The 16,642-nt window shown below is 61.4% G+C and carries 13 protein-coding genes and 1 pseudogene; 6 read left to right on the top strand and 8 right to left on the bottom strand.

Annotation, left to right across the window (positions count from 1 at the left end; all coding sequences use genetic code 11):
* Window positions 1-85 precede the first annotated feature (85 nt).
* The 8 genes and pseudogenes from NUV89_RS20575 to NUV89_RS20605 all read right to left on the bottom strand — a co-directional run bounded on the left by NUV89_RS20575 (window position 86) and on the right by NUV89_RS20605 (window position 6,797).
* Window positions 86-574 (bottom strand): RDD family protein, encoded by a 489-nt coding sequence (locus NUV89_RS20575; protein ID WP_257782746.1) that lies wholly within the window; start codon window positions 572-574, stop codon window positions 86-88.
* 94 nt (window positions 575-668) lie between these two features.
* Window positions 669-884 carry a cold-shock protein gene (locus NUV89_RS20580; protein ID WP_257782747.1) on the bottom strand — a complete coding sequence of 72 codons (216 nt, stop codon included), beginning with the start codon at window positions 882-884 and terminating at the stop codon, window positions 669-671.
* Window positions 885-1,275: 391 nt separating this feature from the next.
* A complete protein-coding gene (gene gcvT, locus NUV89_RS20585; RefSeq protein WP_257782748.1) occupies window positions 1,276-2,400 on the bottom strand; it encodes a glycine cleavage system aminomethyltransferase GcvT in 1,125 nt (374 codons plus the stop codon).
* A gap of 39 nt (window positions 2,401-2,439) precedes the next feature.
* The gene (locus NUV89_RS20590) at window positions 2,440-3,816 is read right to left on the bottom strand and encodes an L-serine ammonia-lyase (RefSeq protein ID WP_257782749.1); all 1,377 of its coding nucleotides are present in this window, start codon (window positions 3,814-3,816) and stop codon (window positions 2,440-2,442) included.
* Window positions 3,817-3,919: 103 nt separating this feature from the next.
* Entirely contained in the window at window positions 3,920-4,978 is a 1,059-nt protein-coding gene (locus tag NUV89_RS20595; RefSeq protein WP_374684530.1) for a methyl-accepting chemotaxis protein, read from the bottom strand.
* A gap of 234 nt (window positions 4,979-5,212) precedes the next feature.
* A pseudogene (locus NUV89_RS29985) lies at window positions 5,213-5,494 on the bottom strand (PAS domain-containing protein); the annotation flags it as partial.
* Between the two features lie 108 nt (window positions 5,495-5,602).
* Window positions 5,603-6,394, bottom strand: a complete 792-nt coding sequence (locus NUV89_RS20600; protein ID WP_257782751.1) for a transporter substrate-binding domain-containing protein — start codon at window positions 6,392-6,394, stop codon at window positions 5,603-5,605.
* Window positions 6,395-6,563: 169 nt separating this feature from the next.
* A complete protein-coding gene (locus NUV89_RS20605) occupies window positions 6,564-6,797 on the bottom strand; it encodes a hypothetical protein (protein ID WP_257782752.1) in 234 nt (77 codons plus the stop codon).
* 214 nt (window positions 6,798-7,011) lie between these two features.
* Between NUV89_RS20605 and NUV89_RS20610 the strand changes: the two genes are divergently transcribed.
* From NUV89_RS20610 to NUV89_RS20635, 6 genes are all read left to right on the top strand, one after another.
* Complete coding sequence (locus NUV89_RS20610) at window positions 7,012-8,181, top strand: efflux RND transporter periplasmic adaptor subunit (RefSeq protein WP_257782753.1); 1,170 nt, start codon at window positions 7,012-7,014, stop codon at window positions 8,179-8,181.
* On the top strand, window positions 8,178-11,273 hold the full coding sequence (locus tag NUV89_RS20615; RefSeq protein ID WP_257782754.1) for a multidrug efflux RND transporter permease subunit: 3,096 nt from the start codon (window positions 8,178-8,180) through the stop codon (window positions 11,271-11,273). The genes NUV89_RS20610 and NUV89_RS20615 overlap by 4 nt, the downstream gene beginning before the upstream one ends.
* Before the next feature lie 31 nt (window positions 11,274-11,304).
* Window positions 11,305-11,982 carry a heavy metal response regulator transcription factor gene (locus tag NUV89_RS20620; RefSeq protein WP_017738686.1) on the top strand — a complete coding sequence of 226 codons (678 nt, stop codon included), beginning with the start codon at window positions 11,305-11,307 and terminating at the stop codon, window positions 11,980-11,982.
* A complete protein-coding gene (locus tag NUV89_RS20625) occupies window positions 11,972-13,336 on the top strand; it encodes a heavy metal sensor histidine kinase (RefSeq protein ID WP_257782755.1) in 1,365 nt (454 codons plus the stop codon). The genes NUV89_RS20620 and NUV89_RS20625 overlap by 11 nt, the downstream gene beginning before the upstream one ends.
* Window positions 13,337-13,668: 332 nt before the next feature.
* Window positions 13,669-14,991, top strand: coding sequence for an OprD family porin (locus NUV89_RS20630; RefSeq protein ID WP_257782756.1), 1,323 nt, complete (start codon window positions 13,669-13,671; stop codon window positions 14,989-14,991).
* An 86-nt stretch (window positions 14,992-15,077) separates the two neighbouring features.
* A complete protein-coding gene (locus NUV89_RS20635) occupies window positions 15,078-16,571 on the top strand; it encodes a sensor domain-containing diguanylate cyclase (protein WP_257782757.1) in 1,494 nt (497 codons plus the stop codon).
* Window positions 16,572-16,642 lie beyond the last annotated feature (71 nt).

Here is a 16,642-nt window from a genome sequence, read left to right on the forward strand (position 1 = left end):
GTGTATCAGTCAATCAATCTTGCGACTGACACTCCGCCTTCGCGAGCAAGCCCGCTCCCACATTTGGATTTTCACTAGTCTGGGATTACTTTTTTTGCTTCGGAATCCGCACCAACTGCGTATCCGAATAGATGTCATGCCAGCTGCGCTTTTGCTTATCAAACAGCGACCAGGCAAACCCCAGCCCCACGCACAGCCACGACGCAATCGACACCACAAACCGCAGCAGCGCCTGCCACAGGCTGATGCGCGAGCCATCCGCGTTCTGTACGCGCACGCCCCACACCTGCATGCCCAGGGTCTGCCCGGAATGGGTCCAGAACTTGGCGAAGAAACCAAACACCACAAACAACAGGATCGTTGACAGCAACGGGTCGCCGTCCAGCGCACCGGATTCAGTCAGGGTGCGCATCCTGGCTTCGCCGATAAACGCCATCCACACCAGCTTGTAGATAAACGCGGTGACGATCAGCAGCGCGGTGCACAGCAGGAAGTCGTAGAACATCGCTGCCAGACGACGGCCCAGGCCAACGGCGGGAAATTCGCCCTGGGGGCTCAGCAGGGATTTGGACATGGCAGGGCTCTCTGGAGAAAAAACCCATAGTACGGAAGAACCGGCAAAAAAAAGCCCCTGATGTCATGTCAGGGGCTTTTTGTCGCAGAAGAACTCAGTGGTTTTCTGCTTGTACTTCATCGGCCTGCATGCCTTTCTGGCCTTGCACTGCAATGAAGGTCACTTTTTGGCCTTCTTTCAGGCTCTTGAAGCCGTTTCCCTGAATAGCGCGGAAATGCACGAACAGATCCGGACCGCTTTCTGGAGTGATAAAACCAAACCCTTTCTCGTCGTTGAACCACTTGACGGTACCGCTCTGACGTTCAGCCATTTTCTTATTTCCTTGACGCTAAAAATTAATGACAGCTTCTTTCGCATGAAAGAGTACTGGGCTGGATTGCAGGAAAGTAAGACGTCGAACGGGTTGTAGCGCAACTACTTCAGCTACTGCCCAGGTCCAGGTTCAAAGCGACCCATGCAAACACAGTGGGCAAACTCTACGCCAACTAATGGAGAAAATACAAGCCCTGCCAAAACCCCAGCGTTTGCTGAGGTATATGACACTTTTTTCACCGCGTTGCTGTTGGCTTATTCGATAGAGTTGTTCACTTGTTATAGGTTGTTCCCCATTGCATTGACTATCGTCAATGCACTGTTTTATGGCGGTTGCGTTACAAACTAGTGCGCGTTAACGCAACCGCGTTACTTATAGGAACAACCAATCAGCCACGATAGTAACGTTGTGGCACAAATGGCATTTTACTTACACGAAGTGGCACCTTTTTCCCACGTACCAACGCAGACACTTCGGTATCCAGTGCGACAAATGCGCTGTCCAGGTAACCCATGGCCAGCGGGCCGCCGAGGGTCGGGCCAAAGCCGCCGCTGCACACGTTGCCGATCACGCTGCCGTGTTCGTCGACGATCTCTGCGCCTTCACGCACGGGTGTGCGTTCTTGTGGCAGCAGGCCCACGCGCTTGCGGCTCACGCCGGTTTGCTGCTGGGTGAAGATGCGATCGGCACCCGGGAAACCACCGGCACGCGGGCCATCGGCGCGACGGGCCTTGGAGATCGCCCACAGCAGGCTGGCTTCGATGGGGGTGGTCTCGGTGTTCATGTCGTGGCCGTACAGGCACAGGCCGGCTTCCAGGCGCAGGGAATCGCGGGCGCCCAGGCCGATGGCCTGTACTTCGGTCTCGGCCAGCAGGCTGCGGGCCAGGCTTTCGGCGTTGGCAGCGGGCACGGAAATTTCAAAGCCGTCTTCACCGGTGTAGCCCGAACGGCTGACGTAGCACTCCACACCCAGCAGGCGCAGGGTGGCGAACTGCATAAAGGTCATCTTGGTCACTTCCGGTGCCAGGCGCGCCAGCACCTTCACCGCCGCCGGGCCTTGCAGGGCGAGCAGGGCACGTTCTTCGAACAACGGCTCGATGCTGCACTGCTCGCCAATGTGTGTGCGCAGGTGCGCCAGGTCCTGGTCCTTGCACGCGGCGTTGACCACCAGGAACAGCTCGTCGTTACCCAGGTTGGCCACCATCAGGTCGTCGAGGATGCCGCCCTGGTCATTAGTGAACATCGCATACCGCTGCATGCCCACCGGCAGGTCGATGATGTCGACCGGCACCAGGGTTTCCAGGGCCTTGGCGGCATTCGCGCCGGTGAGGCGAATCTGGCCCATGTGGGACACGTCGAACAGCCCGGCCTGATCGCGGGTGTGCAGGTGTTCTTTCATCACGCCCAAGGGGTATTGCACCGGCATGTCGTAGCCGGCGAAGGGCACCATGCGCGCGCCGAGTTCGAGGTGCAGGGCGTGCAATGGGGTTTTCAACAGGGTTTCGGTGGACATGTTCAGCTCCTGAAAAACGTGCTGGCGCGCCTTGAGGCGTCAGCACTCGATAATGTTGACCGCCAAACCGCCACGGGCGGTTTCCTTGTATTTGCTTTTCATATCGGCGCCGGTCTGGCGCATGGTGCGGATGACCTTGTCGAGGGACACGAAGTGCTGCCCGTCGCCGCGCAAGGCCATGCGCACGGCATTGATGGCTTTCACCGAGCCCATCGCGTTGCGCTCGATGCAGGGCACCTGTACCAGCCCGCCAATCGGGTCGCAGGTCAGGCCGAGGTTGTGTTCCATGCCGATCTCGGCGGCGTTTTCCACCTGGGACACCGTGCCGCCCAACACTTCGCACAGGGCGCCGGCGGCCATGGAGCAGGCCACGCCGACTTCACCCTGGCAGCCGACTTCGGCGCCGGAGATCGAGGCGTTTTCCTTGTACAGAATGCCGATGGCGGCGGCGGTGAGCAGGAAGCGCACCACGCCATCCTCATTCGCACCGGGGATAAACCGCATGTAGTAATGCAGCACGGCCGGCACAATCCCGGCCGCACCGTTGGTGGGCGCCGTCACCACGCGCCCGCCGTTGGCGTTTTCTTCGTTGACGGCCAGCGCGTAGAGGTTGACCCAATCCAGCACCGACAGCGGATCACGCAGCGCCGATTCCGGGTGCTTGCACAATTGGCGATGCAACGCCGCCGCGCGGCGCTTGACCTTCAAGCCACCGGGCAAGATGCCTTCGTTGCGGCAGCCCGCATCCACGCAGTCCTGCATCACCTGCCAGATCTTCAGCAGCCCGGCGCGGGTTTCGGCTTCAGGGCGCCAGGCACTTTCGTTGGTCAGCATGACCTGGCTGATGGACAGCCCGTAGGTGGTGCAATGGCCGAGCAGGTCCTTGGCGTGCTTGAACGGGAAGGTCAGCGGTGTGGCATCTTCGACGATGCGGTCGGCGCCGGCGGCGTCTTCATCCACCACAAAACCACCGCCGACCGAGTAGTACTCACGGCTGCGGATCTGGATGTTGGCGGCGTCGAAGGCACGAAAAATCATGCCGTTGGGATGGTAGGCGAGGGGTTTGCGGATCATCGCCAGGTGTTCTTTCTCGTTGAACGCAATGCTGTGTTCGCCGAGCAAATTCAGGCGGCCGTCCTTGCGCATCTGCGCCAGGCGGGCAGCCACGGTTTCGGTATTCACGGTGTCGGGGTGTTCGCCTTCCAGGCCCAGCAACACGGCCTTGTCACTGCCATGGCCTTTGCCGGTGGCGCCCAGCGAGCCATAGAGCTCCACCTTGACGCAGGTGGTGGTGCCCAGCAGGTGGTCGCGCTTGAGGCCCTCGACGAATCGAGCGGCGGCGCGCATCGGGCCAACGGTGTGGGAACTGGAGGGGCCGATGCCAATCTTGAACAGGTCGAACACGCTTAAAGACATGAGTTGTTCTCCGGTTTCTTATTATTTTCTGAAAGTCGATTCGGTCAAATTGTGGGAGCGGGCTTGCTCGCGAAGACGGCAGCACATTCACTACAAATTCCAGTCAGTGCCGCTTCCCCCAAAACTCCTGCGCCAACTGCCGCAAATCCTCCGCCAACGCCGCCACATCCCCAGAACTGAGCTGGCTCTGCTGCCCCGCACTGACAGTGGCCTCCCCGGCATTGCGAATGCCGACGATGTTGCGATTGATATCTTCACTCACCGCACTTTGTTCCTCCACCGCCGCCGCAATCTGCTGGCTCATGGCGGTGATCTGGCCAACACGCTGGCTGATCCCGTCCAGGGCCGCTGCCGCCCGCTGCGCCTGCTCGACGCTGGCATCGACATGCTCGCTGCTTTGCGCCATGGCCTGCACCGCATCCCGCGCGCCGCCTTGCAGGGTGCTGATCATGCGCTGGATTTCGTTGGTCGATTGCTGGGTGCGTTGCGCCAAGCCGCGCACTTCATCGGCGACCACGGCAAAACCACGGCCCTGCTCGCCCGCTCGCGCCGCTTCGATGGCGGCATTGAGCGCCAGCAGGTTGGTTTGTTCGGCAATGGTGCGGATCACCTCCAGCACACCGCTGATTTCACCACTGTGACTTTCCAGTTGATGAATCACCTCAGTCGCGCGGGCCAGTTCCTGGGACAGGCGCAACACCGCATCGCGACTTTCATCCACCCGCAGATGGCCCTCACGGGTTTCATTGCCCGCCTGGTCGGCCGCCTTCGAGGCTGCGACGGCATGGTTGGCTACCTCGGCCACGCTCGCCGCCATCTGGTGGATCGCCGCCGCGACCTGGTCGGTCTGGGTCTGCTGGCCCAGGCTACTGGTGTGGCTGTTGCCCAACTGCTCGACCAGTTGCGCCGCATGCCCGGATAAGCGCAGGGACGCGTCGCCGATCCGCCCGACCACTGAGCCCACTTGGGCTTCGAGCATGTGCAGGGCGAACTCGATCTGCCCGCATTCATCATCGCGTCCGGTGTAGATCACCTGGCTCAAGGGGTTGTCGGCGATTGCGCGCGCGCGTTGATTCAATTGTGCCAAGGGCCGCAGGATGGCTTTGACCCCCACCGCGCCGACCGCGCAGCCAGCCACCAATGCCAGCAGTTGCCAGGCCAGCGAGTAGGTGGTTAAACCCAGCCCCAGCGCCCAGGTCACGCCGCTGGTAGCGGCCACCCAGGCCATCAATTTTGCCCCCAGGCCGAAACTCGGCAACCGCCGGTGCTTGCCCGCCCGCAATCGCGAGTAGGCACGCTCGGCCGCCACCACCCTGCGCGCATCGGGTTTGGTGCGCACCGATTGATACTCCACCGTCACGCCATCGCGAGTGACCGGCGTGGCGTAGGCGCTGACCCAATAGTGGTCACCGTTCTTGCAACGGTTTTTCACCATGCCCATCCACGAGCGCCCGCTTTTCAGGGTTTTCCACATGTGCGCGAACGCCGCGGCCGGCATATCGGGATGCCGCAGGAGGTTATGCGGCGTGCCGATCAGCTCCTCACGGCGGTAGCCGCTGACGTTGATAAAGTCCTCGTTGGCGTAGGTAATCGCGCTGGTCAGGTCGGTGGTCGAGAGGATATTGGCGTCAGGGGCAAAGTCCACACTTCGACCGGTGACCGGCAGATTGATTTTCATGGATAAGCGCGCTCGTGATTATTGAAGGAGTCGGCAGGGCGACCGACTCTAAGCGCACGGAGGGGGCAAATACTGATCCAGCGCATGTTCTGCGCAATTAATTCGCCATCATTGCGTGGCGTGAGGGAGGGCGTCCAGGCGATAGGGCTGGATGATCCGCTGGTACTCGCCGTTGTGCATCAGTTGCTCGAGGGCGCGATTGAGGTCGGCACGCAGCGTCATATCGGACTTGCGCACCGCTATCGCGACGCCGTTGCCCAACAGCTGCGCCGAGACTTCGGGGCCGAGAAAGTCGAAATCCTCGCCATCGGCGGTGTCGAGCAGGGCCTCGCGGATTTCCACGGTGCCTTGCAACGTCGCATCTATCTCGCCTGCCACCAGGCTGCGCACCAGTTCGTCGTTAAGCCAGAAACTCTTGACGATCACCCCCGCAGGCGCCCACTTCGACAGGGCAAAGGCCTCGCGATTACTCTTCAGCAATACCCCGACACGCTTGCCTTTGAGTGACTGCTTGGTCGGCAGCAAGCCGGATGCCTTGCGCGCCACCAGACGCGTGGTGAATGGATAGAGGTCGTCGGTAAAACTGACCCAGCGGCGCCGTCTGGACGTCGCGGCCATGCCCATGATCGCGTCGAACTTCCGGGCTTCAAGCGCCGGAAAGTTCTCCATCAGGACCTGATCGACCCAGATGCAACGCACATTGAGCTGCTGGCACAACGCGTTGCCCAAGTCGATGTTCAACCCCACCATCTGCCCTTGCGGGTCACGGCTTTGGAACGGAGGGAACTGCGCGACGACGGCGAAGCGGATTTCGTGCCGCGCCGGTTCATCGGCCACAACACTGGCGGACACAAGCCACAACAGCAAGCCGAGGGAAACGCGTAGGTAGATGGGTGCCATGTGGAACATCCTTTTCCAGAAAGACCAGCGTCAACCGCCTCCAGCCCCCACTGGAACAGTGGGGTGAAGCAAGTGGCGTGAAAGCTTTCAAAAAAAGGACATGAACCCACAATCAGAAAAGTTAGCGCTAGCGGTAGGCAATAGCCACTACAGCGCGTGATCTTTACTCTTAACGTTTACCCATGGAACGGCGAGTACCAGGGGGGGCCATGCCGGGGGACTTGGTATGACCGTTCTTCGCACCGTTTTTGTACCAAGGCTGGGCAGCATGCTTGGCCCCTGCGAGTTCACCCGGTTTAAACGGAAACTTGAATGCCGGAATCTCGGCTTTTTCAACGCCGTCGGCGCTGGTCGAATCGACGAGGTCAGTCGTCTCGGCAGGGGATTGTGTCGGGGAAGTCATGAGCGCTCCGAAGCATGCAGAAAATGTTGCGGACCCCAATTACGAGCCACAGTGGTAGGAAGTATACCTGCGCGCCTCTGATCTTTGACCAGCGTCATACGAATGGTCGGGAGCTAACTGTCGTGGCTGTCAGATAGCGGTCACTTTACTGACCGGGTCTGCACGCTATAAATACCCTCCCTTCTCTCCACCCCCTGTACTGGCGCCTTACAGCATGAACATCATCAGAAGAAAAACTGTCGTGATTGTGGGAGTCCTCGCGGTACTGGTTGTCGCTGCCTGGGCACTGACCCGACCGGCCAAGACCAAGCTGGTGGCCTCCGTCGCCGTGCCGGTACGGGTGATGAAAGTCGTGGAGCAGGATCTGCCACGCTACGTCACGGGCCTGGGTTCGGTGCTGTCGCTGCACAGTGTGGTGATCCGCCCGCAGATCGACGGCATTCTCACGCAACTGCTGGTCAAGGAAGGTCAATGGGTGAAGGTGGGCGACCTGATGGCGACTATCGACGACCGCTCGATCCGCGCCAGCCTCGACCAGGCGCGCGCGCAACTGGGGCAAAGCCAGGCGCAGCTGCAAGTGGCGCTGGTCAACCTCAAGCGCTACAAGGATCTGAGCGTCGATGACGGCGTGTCCAAGCAGACCTACGACCAGCAACAGGCGCTGGTGAACCAATTGAAGGCGACGGTACAAGGCAACCAGGCCGCTATCGACGCTGCCCAGGTGCAACTCTCCTACACCCAGATACGCTCGCCGGTCACAGGCCGGGTCGGTATTCGCACGGTGGATGAAGGCAACTTTCTGCGGATGAGCGATGCCCAGGGGCTGTTCTCGGTCACCCAGATCGATCCGATTGCCATCGAATTTTCTTTACCGCAGCAAATGCTGCCAACGCTTCAAGGCCTGATTGCCGCCAGCTACCCGGCCTTCGTCGGCGCCTACCTGGGCGCCAATACCGACGGTGAAAACAGCGAACTGCTCGGCCAAGGCCGCCTGAGCCTGATCGACAACCAGATCAACAGCACGACCGGCACCATCCGCGCCAAGGCCGAGTTCGGCAACAGCGCGCAGAAACTCTGGCCAGGCCAATTGGTGACCGTCAAGATCCAGACCGCCCTCGACCGCAACGCCCTCGCCGTCCCGCCAAGCGTGGTACAACGCGGCCTGGACTCGCACTTCGTGTACCGCGTCAACGGCGACAAGGTAGAAATCGTGCCGGTGCAGGTGGTGTACCAAGACAGCGACCGCAACATCCTCAAGGGCATCCAGGTCGGTGATGTGCTGGTCAGCGATGGCCAGTCGCGGCTCAAGGCCGGTGTCCAGGTCGAGATCCTCAAGGAGCCATCCCACGTGATCCAGACCGCTGACGCCAAGGTGCTGCCATGACGTCGCGGGGCTCTATCTCCGCCTGGTGCATCGATCGCCCGGTCGCCACCCTGTTGCTGACCTTCGCCATGGTGCTGCTCGGGCTGATCGCCTTCCCGAAACTGCCCATCGCCCCACTGCCGCAAGCGGAATTCCCTACGATCCAGGTCTCCGCGCAATTGCCCGGCGCCAGCCCTGACACCATGGCGTCGTCGGTGGCCACCCCGCTGGAGGTGCAATTCAGCGCCATCCCCGGCATGTCCCAGATGACGTCCAGCAGCGCCCTTGGCACGAGCGTGTTGACCCTGCAATTCACCCTCGACAAAAGCATCGACACCGCCGCGCAGGAAGTACAGGCGGCGATCAACACCGCCTCCGGCAAGTTGCCCAGTGACATGCCAAGCCTGCCGACCTGGAGAAAGGTCAACCCGGCCGACAGCCCGGTGCTGGTCATCAGTATCAATTCCCACGACTTGCCGGGCACCCAGCTGAGCGACCTGGTCGAAACCCTGCTGGCCCGGCAAATCAGCCAGATCGACGGTGTTGGCCAAATCAATATCACCGGCCAGCAACGCCCGGCGATCCGTGTCCAGGCCTCGCCGGACAGGCTGGCCGCCATCGGCCTGACCCTGGCCGATATCCGCCTGGCGATCCAGCAGTCGAGCCTGAACCTGGCCAAAGGCGCGCTGTACGGCGCAAACAGCGTGTCCACCCTTTCGACCAACGATCAGTTGTTTCACGCCGAGGACTACGGCGACCTGATCGTCACCTACAAGAACGGCGCCCCCGTGCAATTGCGCGACGTGGCCAAGGTGGTCGAAGCCTCGGAAAACGCCTACGTGCAGGCGTGGGCGGGCGATGTTCCCGGGGTCAACCTGGTGATTACCCGCCAGCCCGGCGCCAATATTGTCGAGACCGTTGAACGCATCCAGGCCGAACTGCCTCGCCTGCAAGCGATGCTGCCGGCGTCGGTCGAGCTGAGCGTCCTGATCGACCGCACCACCACCATCCGTGCCTCCCTGCACGAAGTTGAACTGACCCTGCTGATCGCCGTGCTGCTGGTGATCGGGGTCATGGCGATTTTTCTGCGCCAGTGGTCGGCGACGCTGATTGTGTCGAGCGTGCTGGGGGTGTCGCTGATCGCCAGTTTCGCCCTGATGTACGTGATGGGGTTCAGCCTCAACAACCTCACCCTGGTGGCCATTGTGATCGCCGTGGGGTTTGTGGTGGACGATGCGATTGTGGTGGTGGAGAACATCCATCGTCACCTTGAGGCCGGACTGGACAAGCGCGACGCGGCAATCAAGGGCGCCAGCGAGATCGGCTTTACCGTGGTCTCCATCAGCGTATCCCTGGTGGCGGCGTTCATTCCGCTGCTGTTCATGGGCGGCGTCGTCGGGCGGCTGTTCAAGGAATTTGCGTTGACGGCCACCTCGACCATCCTCATTTCCGTGGTGGTCTCCCTGACACTTGCCCCCACCTTGGCGGCGCTGTTCATGAAAGCGCCGACCCATCGCCCCCAGGAAAAACCCGGTTTTGGCGAGCGCCTGCTGGCGGGCTATGAAAAGTACCTGCGCAAGGCCCTGGCACATCAGCGCACCATGCTTGGCATCTTCGGGCTGACGCTGGGCATGGCTGTCGCCGGGTACGTATTGATCCCCAAGGGCTTTTTCCCACTGCAGGACACCGGTTTTATCCTGGGTACCAGCGAAGCCGCTGCGGACGTGTCGTATCCGGACATGGTCGCCAAACACAAGGCCCTCGCGGAAATCCTCAAGGCCGATCCGGCGATCCAGGCCTTCTCCCACGCCGTGGGGGTGACCGGCAGCAACCAGACCATCGCCAATGGCCGTTTCTGGATCTCCCTCAAGGATCGCGGCGACCGCGACGTCTCCGCCAGCGAATTCATCGACCGCATTCGGCCAAAGCTTGCCAGGGTACCGGGGATTGTCCTGTACCTGCGTGCAGGCCAGGACATCAACCTCAGTTCCGGCCCCAGCCGCAGCCAGTACCAGTACGTGCTCAAAAGCAACGACGGGGCCACGTTGAACACCTGGACCCAGCGCCTCACCGAGAAACTTCGCGGCATCCCGGCCTTTCGTGATGTCTCCAACGACCTGCAACTGGGCGGCAGCATCACCCACATCAGCATCGACCGCCGCGCCGCCGCGCGTTTCGGCCTGACGGCCACCGACATCGACCAGGCGCTGTACGACGCCTTCGGGCAACGCCAGGTCAATGAGTTCCAGACCGAAATCAACCAATACCAGGTGGTGCTGGAACTGGACACCCAACAGCGCGGCCGGGCCGAAAGCCTGAACTACTTCTATCTGCGCTCGCCGCTGACCAATGAAATGGTGCCGCTGTCGGCAGTGGCCACGGTGGATGCACCGACGGTCGGGCCATTGTCCATCAGCCATGACGGCATGTTCCCGGCGGCCAACCTGTCGTTCAACCTGGCGCCCGGCGTGGCGTTGGGGGATGCGGTGATCCTGCTCAACCAGGCGAAGAACGAGATCGGCATGCCCGCCTCGATCATCGGCAACTTCCAGGGTGCGGCGCAGGCGTTCCAGAGTTCGCTGGCCAGCCAACCGTGGCTGATCCTGGCAGCGCTGGTGGCGGTCTACATCATCCTCGGCGTGCTGTATGAGAGTTTTGTGCACCCGTTGACCATTATCTCGACGCTGCCCTCGGCGGGCCTGGGAGCGCTGGTCATGTTGTGGCTGCTGGGCCAGGATTTCTCGATCATGGCCCTGATCGGCCTGGTGCTGCTGATCGGCATCGTCAAGAAAAACGGCATCCTGCTGATCGACTTCGCCCTGGAGGCCCAGCGCACGCGCGGGTTATCCCCGCAGGACGCGATATTCGAAGCCTGCATTACACGCTTTCGCCCCATCATCATGACCACCCTGGCCGCCCTGCTCGGCGCCTTGCCGCTGATGCTCGGCTACGGCGCCGGTGCCGAGTTGCGCCAGCCCCTGGGTATCGCGGTGGTCGGCGGGCTGCTGGTGAGCCAGGCGCTGACGCTGTTCACCACACCAGTCATATACTTGTACCTTGAGAAGTTCTTCCACAGGCCCAAACCAGCGCTTGAGCTGGCGACCACACATTAAGGCCTAGGCCCCGTCCTGGAAAAAAAGGCTCATGCGCGTCCTGATTATTGAAGATGAAGAAAAAACCGCGGACTACCTGCACCGCGGCCTGACAGAGCAAGGCTACACCGTCGATGTGGCACGTGAAGGCGTCGAGGGTTTGCACCTGGCGCTGGAAAACGACTACGCGGTGATCGTGCTCGACGTGATGCTGCCAGGCCTGGACGGCTTTGGCGTCTTGCGTGCGTTGCGCGCACGCAAGCAGACGCCGGTAATCATGCTCACCGCCCGCGAACGCGTGGAAGACCGCATACGCGGCCTGCGTGAAGGCGCCGATGATTACCTGGGCAAGCCGTTTTCCTTCCTGGAACTGGTGGCGCGCCTGCAAGCCCTGACCCGCCGCAGCGGCGGCCATGAACCGGTGCAGGTGACGGTCGCCGACTTGTGGATCGACCTTATCAGCCGCAAGGCCAGTCGCAATGGCCTGCGCCTGGACCTGACCGCCAAGGAGTTCTCGCTGCTCAGCGTGCTCGCGCGGCGCCAGGGCGAGATCCTGTCCAAGACGGCGATTGCGGAGATGGTCTGGGACATCAATTTCGACAGCGACGCCAATGTGGTGGAAGTCGCGATCAAGCGCCTGCGTGCCAAGCTCGACGGACCGTTCGAGCAAAAACTGCTGCACACCATCCGAGGCATGGGTTATGTGCTGGAGAGTCGCAGTGTCGGCTAATTCCATCGCCTTGCGCCTGAGTGGCATGTTCACCCTGGTGGCGCTGCTGATTTTCATGTTGATCGGCGGTGCGCTGTACCAACAGGTGGACCGAGGCCTGGGCCTGTTGCCAGAGGCGGAACTGGATGCGCGCTACAGCGTGCTGGAGTCGTCGGTGGGCCGCTTCGGCACGCCCGACCACTGGGCCAAGATCACCACCAAGCTCAAGCTGCTCAGTGAAGAAGACAAGCGCATCCGCTTCTGGGTGGTGAGCAGCGATCCGGTTTACGAATATGGCAACCCGGATGCGCAGGTCCGCGCCTTTGCCGAGGGCAATAGCGGAAAGCGCGACTTGCTGATGCCGGGGCACGATCATCCCTTCAAGGCCCTGTTGAGCCAGTTTCCGGCCAAGGACCAGCGGCCGCCCTTGCGCTTCATCATTGCCATCGACACGGAGAACTTCCACGCCACCCAGCATCATTTGCTGATGGCCCTGATCGGCCTGGCATTTGTCGGTGTGGTGCTGGCCGCGCTGCTGGGGTTCTGGGTGTCGCGAATCGGCCTCAAGCCTCTGGGCAAACTCTCGGATGAAGCGCAAAAACTCGCCCCTCCCAAACTCTCCGGGCGCCTGCAACTGTCACCACTGCCGCCGGAGCTGAGCCAGTTCGTCAACTCGTTCAACGCCACGCTGGATCGCGTGGAGCTCGCCTATTCGCGCCTGGAATCGTTCAACGCCGACGTGGCCCACGAACTGCGCTCGCCGCTGACCAACCTGATCGGCCAGACCCAAGTGGCGCTGACGCGCGGGCGCTCGGCGGAGCATTACTTCGAGGTGCTGCAATCCAACCTCGAAGAACTGGAACGCCTGCGTTCGATCATCAACGACATGCTGTTCCTCGCCAGCGCCGACCAGGGCAGCAAGGCCACCAAGCTGATCGAAAGCTCACTGGCCGATGAAGTGGCAACCACCCTCGATTACCTGGACTTCGTCCTTGAAGACGCCCAGGTCCAGGTGCGCGTACGCGGTGACGCCACGGTACACATCGAAAGAGCCCACTTGCGCAGGGCATTAATCAACCTGCTGAGCAATGCGGTGCAGCACACCGCGCCGGGGCAGGTCATCGACGTGAAGATCGACGTGCAGGCGAACCGGGTGGCAATCGCGGTAACCAACCCTGGCGACGTGATCGCCAGCGAACACTTGCCACGGCTGTTCGAGCGGTTCTATCGCGTGGACGCGTCGCGCAGCAACAGCGGCGGCAATCACGGCCTGGGGCTGGCCATCGTCAAGGCGATTGCGTTGATGCATGGCGGTGACGTGTTCGTACGCAGCGACGGCGGCGGCAATACCTTTGGCATTACCCTGCCCGTCTGAACACCTCGGTCAAAATGTGGGAGCTGGCTTGCCTGCTCCCACAGTAGATCTCCATTGTGATGACTGCTGTGCTGACTGTTGCGATTTGGGCAACAGTCATTATCTTGTTACACTCTGTATCGCACCGCTCGCCTGCGTTAATTTGACGCACCGATGAGCGCGACGGCAAAGACAGTTATCCGCTTACCCGAATTTCCCTCGACTTATTTCCAGGGCTCTACACTGGGAATCTGTTTTAAAGCCGCTGACTTCAGCGGCTTTTTTTTGCCGTAAAAAAGGCCAGGAACACCCCACGACATGGCCGCTTTCGATTGACCAAAGGAGCTCCACCGGTGAAGAACTCGCTGACGTTCACCCCGCTATTCCTGGCGATTGCAGCAACGATCGCCCCTCTCGCCCACGCGGCAGACACCACCCCCGCCGACGGTTTCGTCGAAGGCTCCCACCTCACGATCAACACCCGCAACTACTACATGAACCGCGACCGTCGCGACACTCACACCGATGACAGCAAGGAATGGGGCCAGGGTTTTCTCGGCACCTTTGAATCCGGCTACACCCAAGGCACCGTCGGCTTTGGCCTGGACGCCCACGCCATGCTCGGCCTCAAGCTCGACGGCGGCGGCGGCACCGACGGCTCCAGCATCCTTCCCTACGGCGGTGGCAACGGCAAGGCGCCCGGCTCGTTCTCGACCGCCGGCGGCACCTTGAAAATGCGCGCATTCGACACCGAGTTGAAGGCCGGCGACCTGTTCCTCAACAACCCGGTGATCGCCGGCGGCATGACACGCATGCTGCCGCAGACCTTTCGCGGCGTCAGCCTGAACAATCACAGCGTCGACGGCTGGATGTTCGAAGGCGGCCAGGCCAGCTTCACCAAGCTTTACAACCAGAGCGGCCACCAGCGCATCGGCACCAGCTACGGCGCCCTGCCCAGCCATACCGACGCCCAGCACATCAACTGGGCCGGCGTGTCGTTCAGCGCTATCCCCGGGCTGACCAGCAACCTCTACGCTTCCGAACTCAAGGATGTGTGGAACCAGTACTACTACGACCTGGACTACACCTACGCCCTGAACGACCTGGTCAGCCTCAACCCGGGCCTGCACTACTACCACACCCAGGACACCGGCCAATCGCTGCTGGGGGATATCGACAACAACACCTACAGCCTGCACTTCACCGTCGGCGTGGGTCATCACAGCGTCACCGCCGCCTACCAGCGGGTCAACGGCAACACACCGTTCGACTACATCACCCAGGGCGACAGCGTGTACCTGGACAACTCCCAGCAGTACTCGGACTTCAACGGCCCCAACGAGCGCTCGTGGAAACTCAAGTACGCCTACGACTTCGCCGGCCTCGGCCTGCCTGGCCTGACCTCGGCCGTGTCCTACATCAGCGGCAAGACCGACTTGACCAAAGTCGACCCGCAAAGCCGTGGCTACAGCCGCTGGTACAGCGCCGATGGCAAGGACGCCAAGCATTGGGAACGGGATATCGACCTCAAATATGTGGTGCAAGGCGGCAAGGCCAAGGACTTGGCCGTGCGCCTGCAATGGGCGACCAACCGTGGCAGCCGTGGCTATTCGGCGGTAGACAATGACGTGGATGAATACCGCGTGATCGTCGACTACCCGATCAACGTGTTCTAAGCCGCGCACTTTCTTTCTTAACCAACTATTTAATTTTCATCGGGTAGCACTAAACTGCCAGCATTCCCAGTGCTGAAGTCTGCCCGATGAGCCAAGACCGTGGTCGTACCCTGCCTTTGCGCCCAGAGCTATTGCTGCTGCTGGGCAGTGGCCTCACGGTCGCCCTTATCATGGTCATCGTCGCGGCGCTGCTGATCCGCGAACACGCCAGCACCCTGCAGGCGGCCAAGCGCGCCACCACCAACATCACCCAACTGATAAATGCCGATGTGCTGCGTAACGTCGAACTCTACGACCTGGCGCTGCAAGGGCTGATCGCGGCCACCACACGCAAGGACTTGGCGCAGGTGCCTGCGGATATCCGCCACCTGGTGCAGTTTGATCAATCCACGGCGGCGCCCTTCAAAGGCGAAGTGTTGTTGCTGGACGCCAACGGCGCGGTGGTTGCCGACTCTTCGACGCTGTGGCCGTCGCCGCGCAACTTCGCCCACCGCGATTACTTCCAGGTCCATCAGAACAATGCCCAGGCGGGGCTGTTTATCAGCCGACCGTTCAAGATCCGCTGTGCCTGCGATCAAGTCTGGCGCATCGCGTTCAGCCGGCGGGTATCGGGGCCGGACGGGGAATTTGCCGGTGTGGCCGTGGCAACCATGCGCCTGGCGTATTTCGATCAGTTGTTCAATCGCCTGACCATCGGCAATGGCAGTACCGTCAACCTGATGAATACCCAAGGCATTCTCCTCGCCCAGCAGCCGTTGCTGGAACGGGAAATGATCGACAAGGACCTCAGCGATCGCCCCAACTTCAAACGCATGCTGCGTGAAGGTGAAGGCAGTTTCCGGGCGATCTCCTCCATGAGCGGTAAGGAACGCTTGTACACCTTCAGCAATGTCGGTGAACTGCCGCTGATTGTGGTGGTGGCCTTGTCCAGCGAAGACGTGTTCGCGCCCTGGGAACGCGCCGCGCTGCTGACCGCCGGCGCCACCGGCGTGCTGTGCATCGGCTTGTTGTGGCTGACCTGGATGCTGCGCCGGGAGCTGCGCCGCCGTTATCGCACCGAGCGGGTGCTGTCAGAACTGGCAGCCACCGACGCCCTCACCGGCCTGGCCAACCGCCGTATCCTCGATGAGCGCCTGCGCCTGGAATGGGACCGTGCGCAACGCTCGGCCGAGCCGCTGACGCTGTTGATGATCGACGTGGACCACTTCAAGGCCTTCAACGACCGCCACGGCCATCATGGCGGTGACGAAGCGTTGCGCAGCGTGGCCCAGGTGATCGGCACCAATATCCGCCGCCCCGCCGACTTGGCGGCACGTTATGGCGGCGAAGAGTTCGCGGTGGTGCTGCCGCACACCGATGCCAAGGGCGCCGAGGTGATCGCCGAGCATATCCGCAGCAGCATCGAACATTTGCCGCGGGTGGCGGGGGATGCGCGGCCGATTACGGTGAGCATTGGTTTGAGCACCTGGGATAAGCGCAGCCGTTTGTCGCTGGAGGCGCTGTTGTTGAGTGCGGACCAGGCGCTGTATGAGGCCAAGCACACCGGGCGCAACCGGATCGTGGATGCTGCGGCCCTCTGACATTTGAATGAGGTTCAATGTGGGAGCGGGCTTGCTCGCGAATGCGGTGTGTCAGTCCATGCATCTGTGAC

It is taken from the genome of Pseudomonas sp. 18.1.10, assembly GCF_024655625.1.
Taxonomy (GTDB): Bacteria; Pseudomonadota; Gammaproteobacteria; order Pseudomonadales; family Pseudomonadaceae; genus Aquipseudomonas.

Excerpts from the sequence above, each read along its gene's own strand:
- NUV89_RS20575 (WP_257782746.1), bottom strand. The coding sequence starts at position 574 with ATGTCCAAATCCCTGCTGAGCCCCCAGGGCGAATTTCCCGCCGTTGGC.
- NUV89_RS20580 (WP_257782747.1), bottom strand. The coding sequence starts at position 884 with ATGGCTGAACGTCAGAGCGGTACCGTCAAGTGGTTCAACGACGAGAAA.
- gcvT (WP_257782748.1), bottom strand. The coding sequence starts at position 2,400 with ATGTCCACCGAAACCCTGTTGAAAACCCCATTGCACGCCCTGCACCTC.
- NUV89_RS20590 (WP_257782749.1), bottom strand. The coding sequence starts at position 3,816 with ATGTCTTTAAGCGTGTTCGACCTGTTCAAGATTGGCATCGGCCCCTCC.
- NUV89_RS20600 (WP_257782751.1), bottom strand. The coding sequence starts at position 6,394 with ATGGCACCCATCTACCTACGCGTTTCCCTCGGCTTGCTGTTGTGGCTT.
- NUV89_RS20605 (WP_257782752.1), bottom strand. The coding sequence starts at position 6,797 with ATGACTTCCCCGACACAATCCCCTGCCGAGACGACTGACCTCGTCGAT.
- NUV89_RS20610 (WP_257782753.1), top strand. The coding sequence starts at position 7,012 with ATGAACATCATCAGAAGAAAAACTGTCGTGATTGTGGGAGTCCTCGCG.
- NUV89_RS20615 (WP_257782754.1), top strand. The coding sequence starts at position 8,178 with ATGACGTCGCGGGGCTCTATCTCCGCCTGGTGCATCGATCGCCCGGTC.
- NUV89_RS20620 (WP_017738686.1), top strand. The coding sequence starts at position 11,305 with ATGCGCGTCCTGATTATTGAAGATGAAGAAAAAACCGCGGACTACCTG.
- NUV89_RS20635 (WP_257782757.1), top strand. The coding sequence starts at position 15,078 with ATGAGCCAAGACCGTGGTCGTACCCTGCCTTTGCGCCCAGAGCTATTG.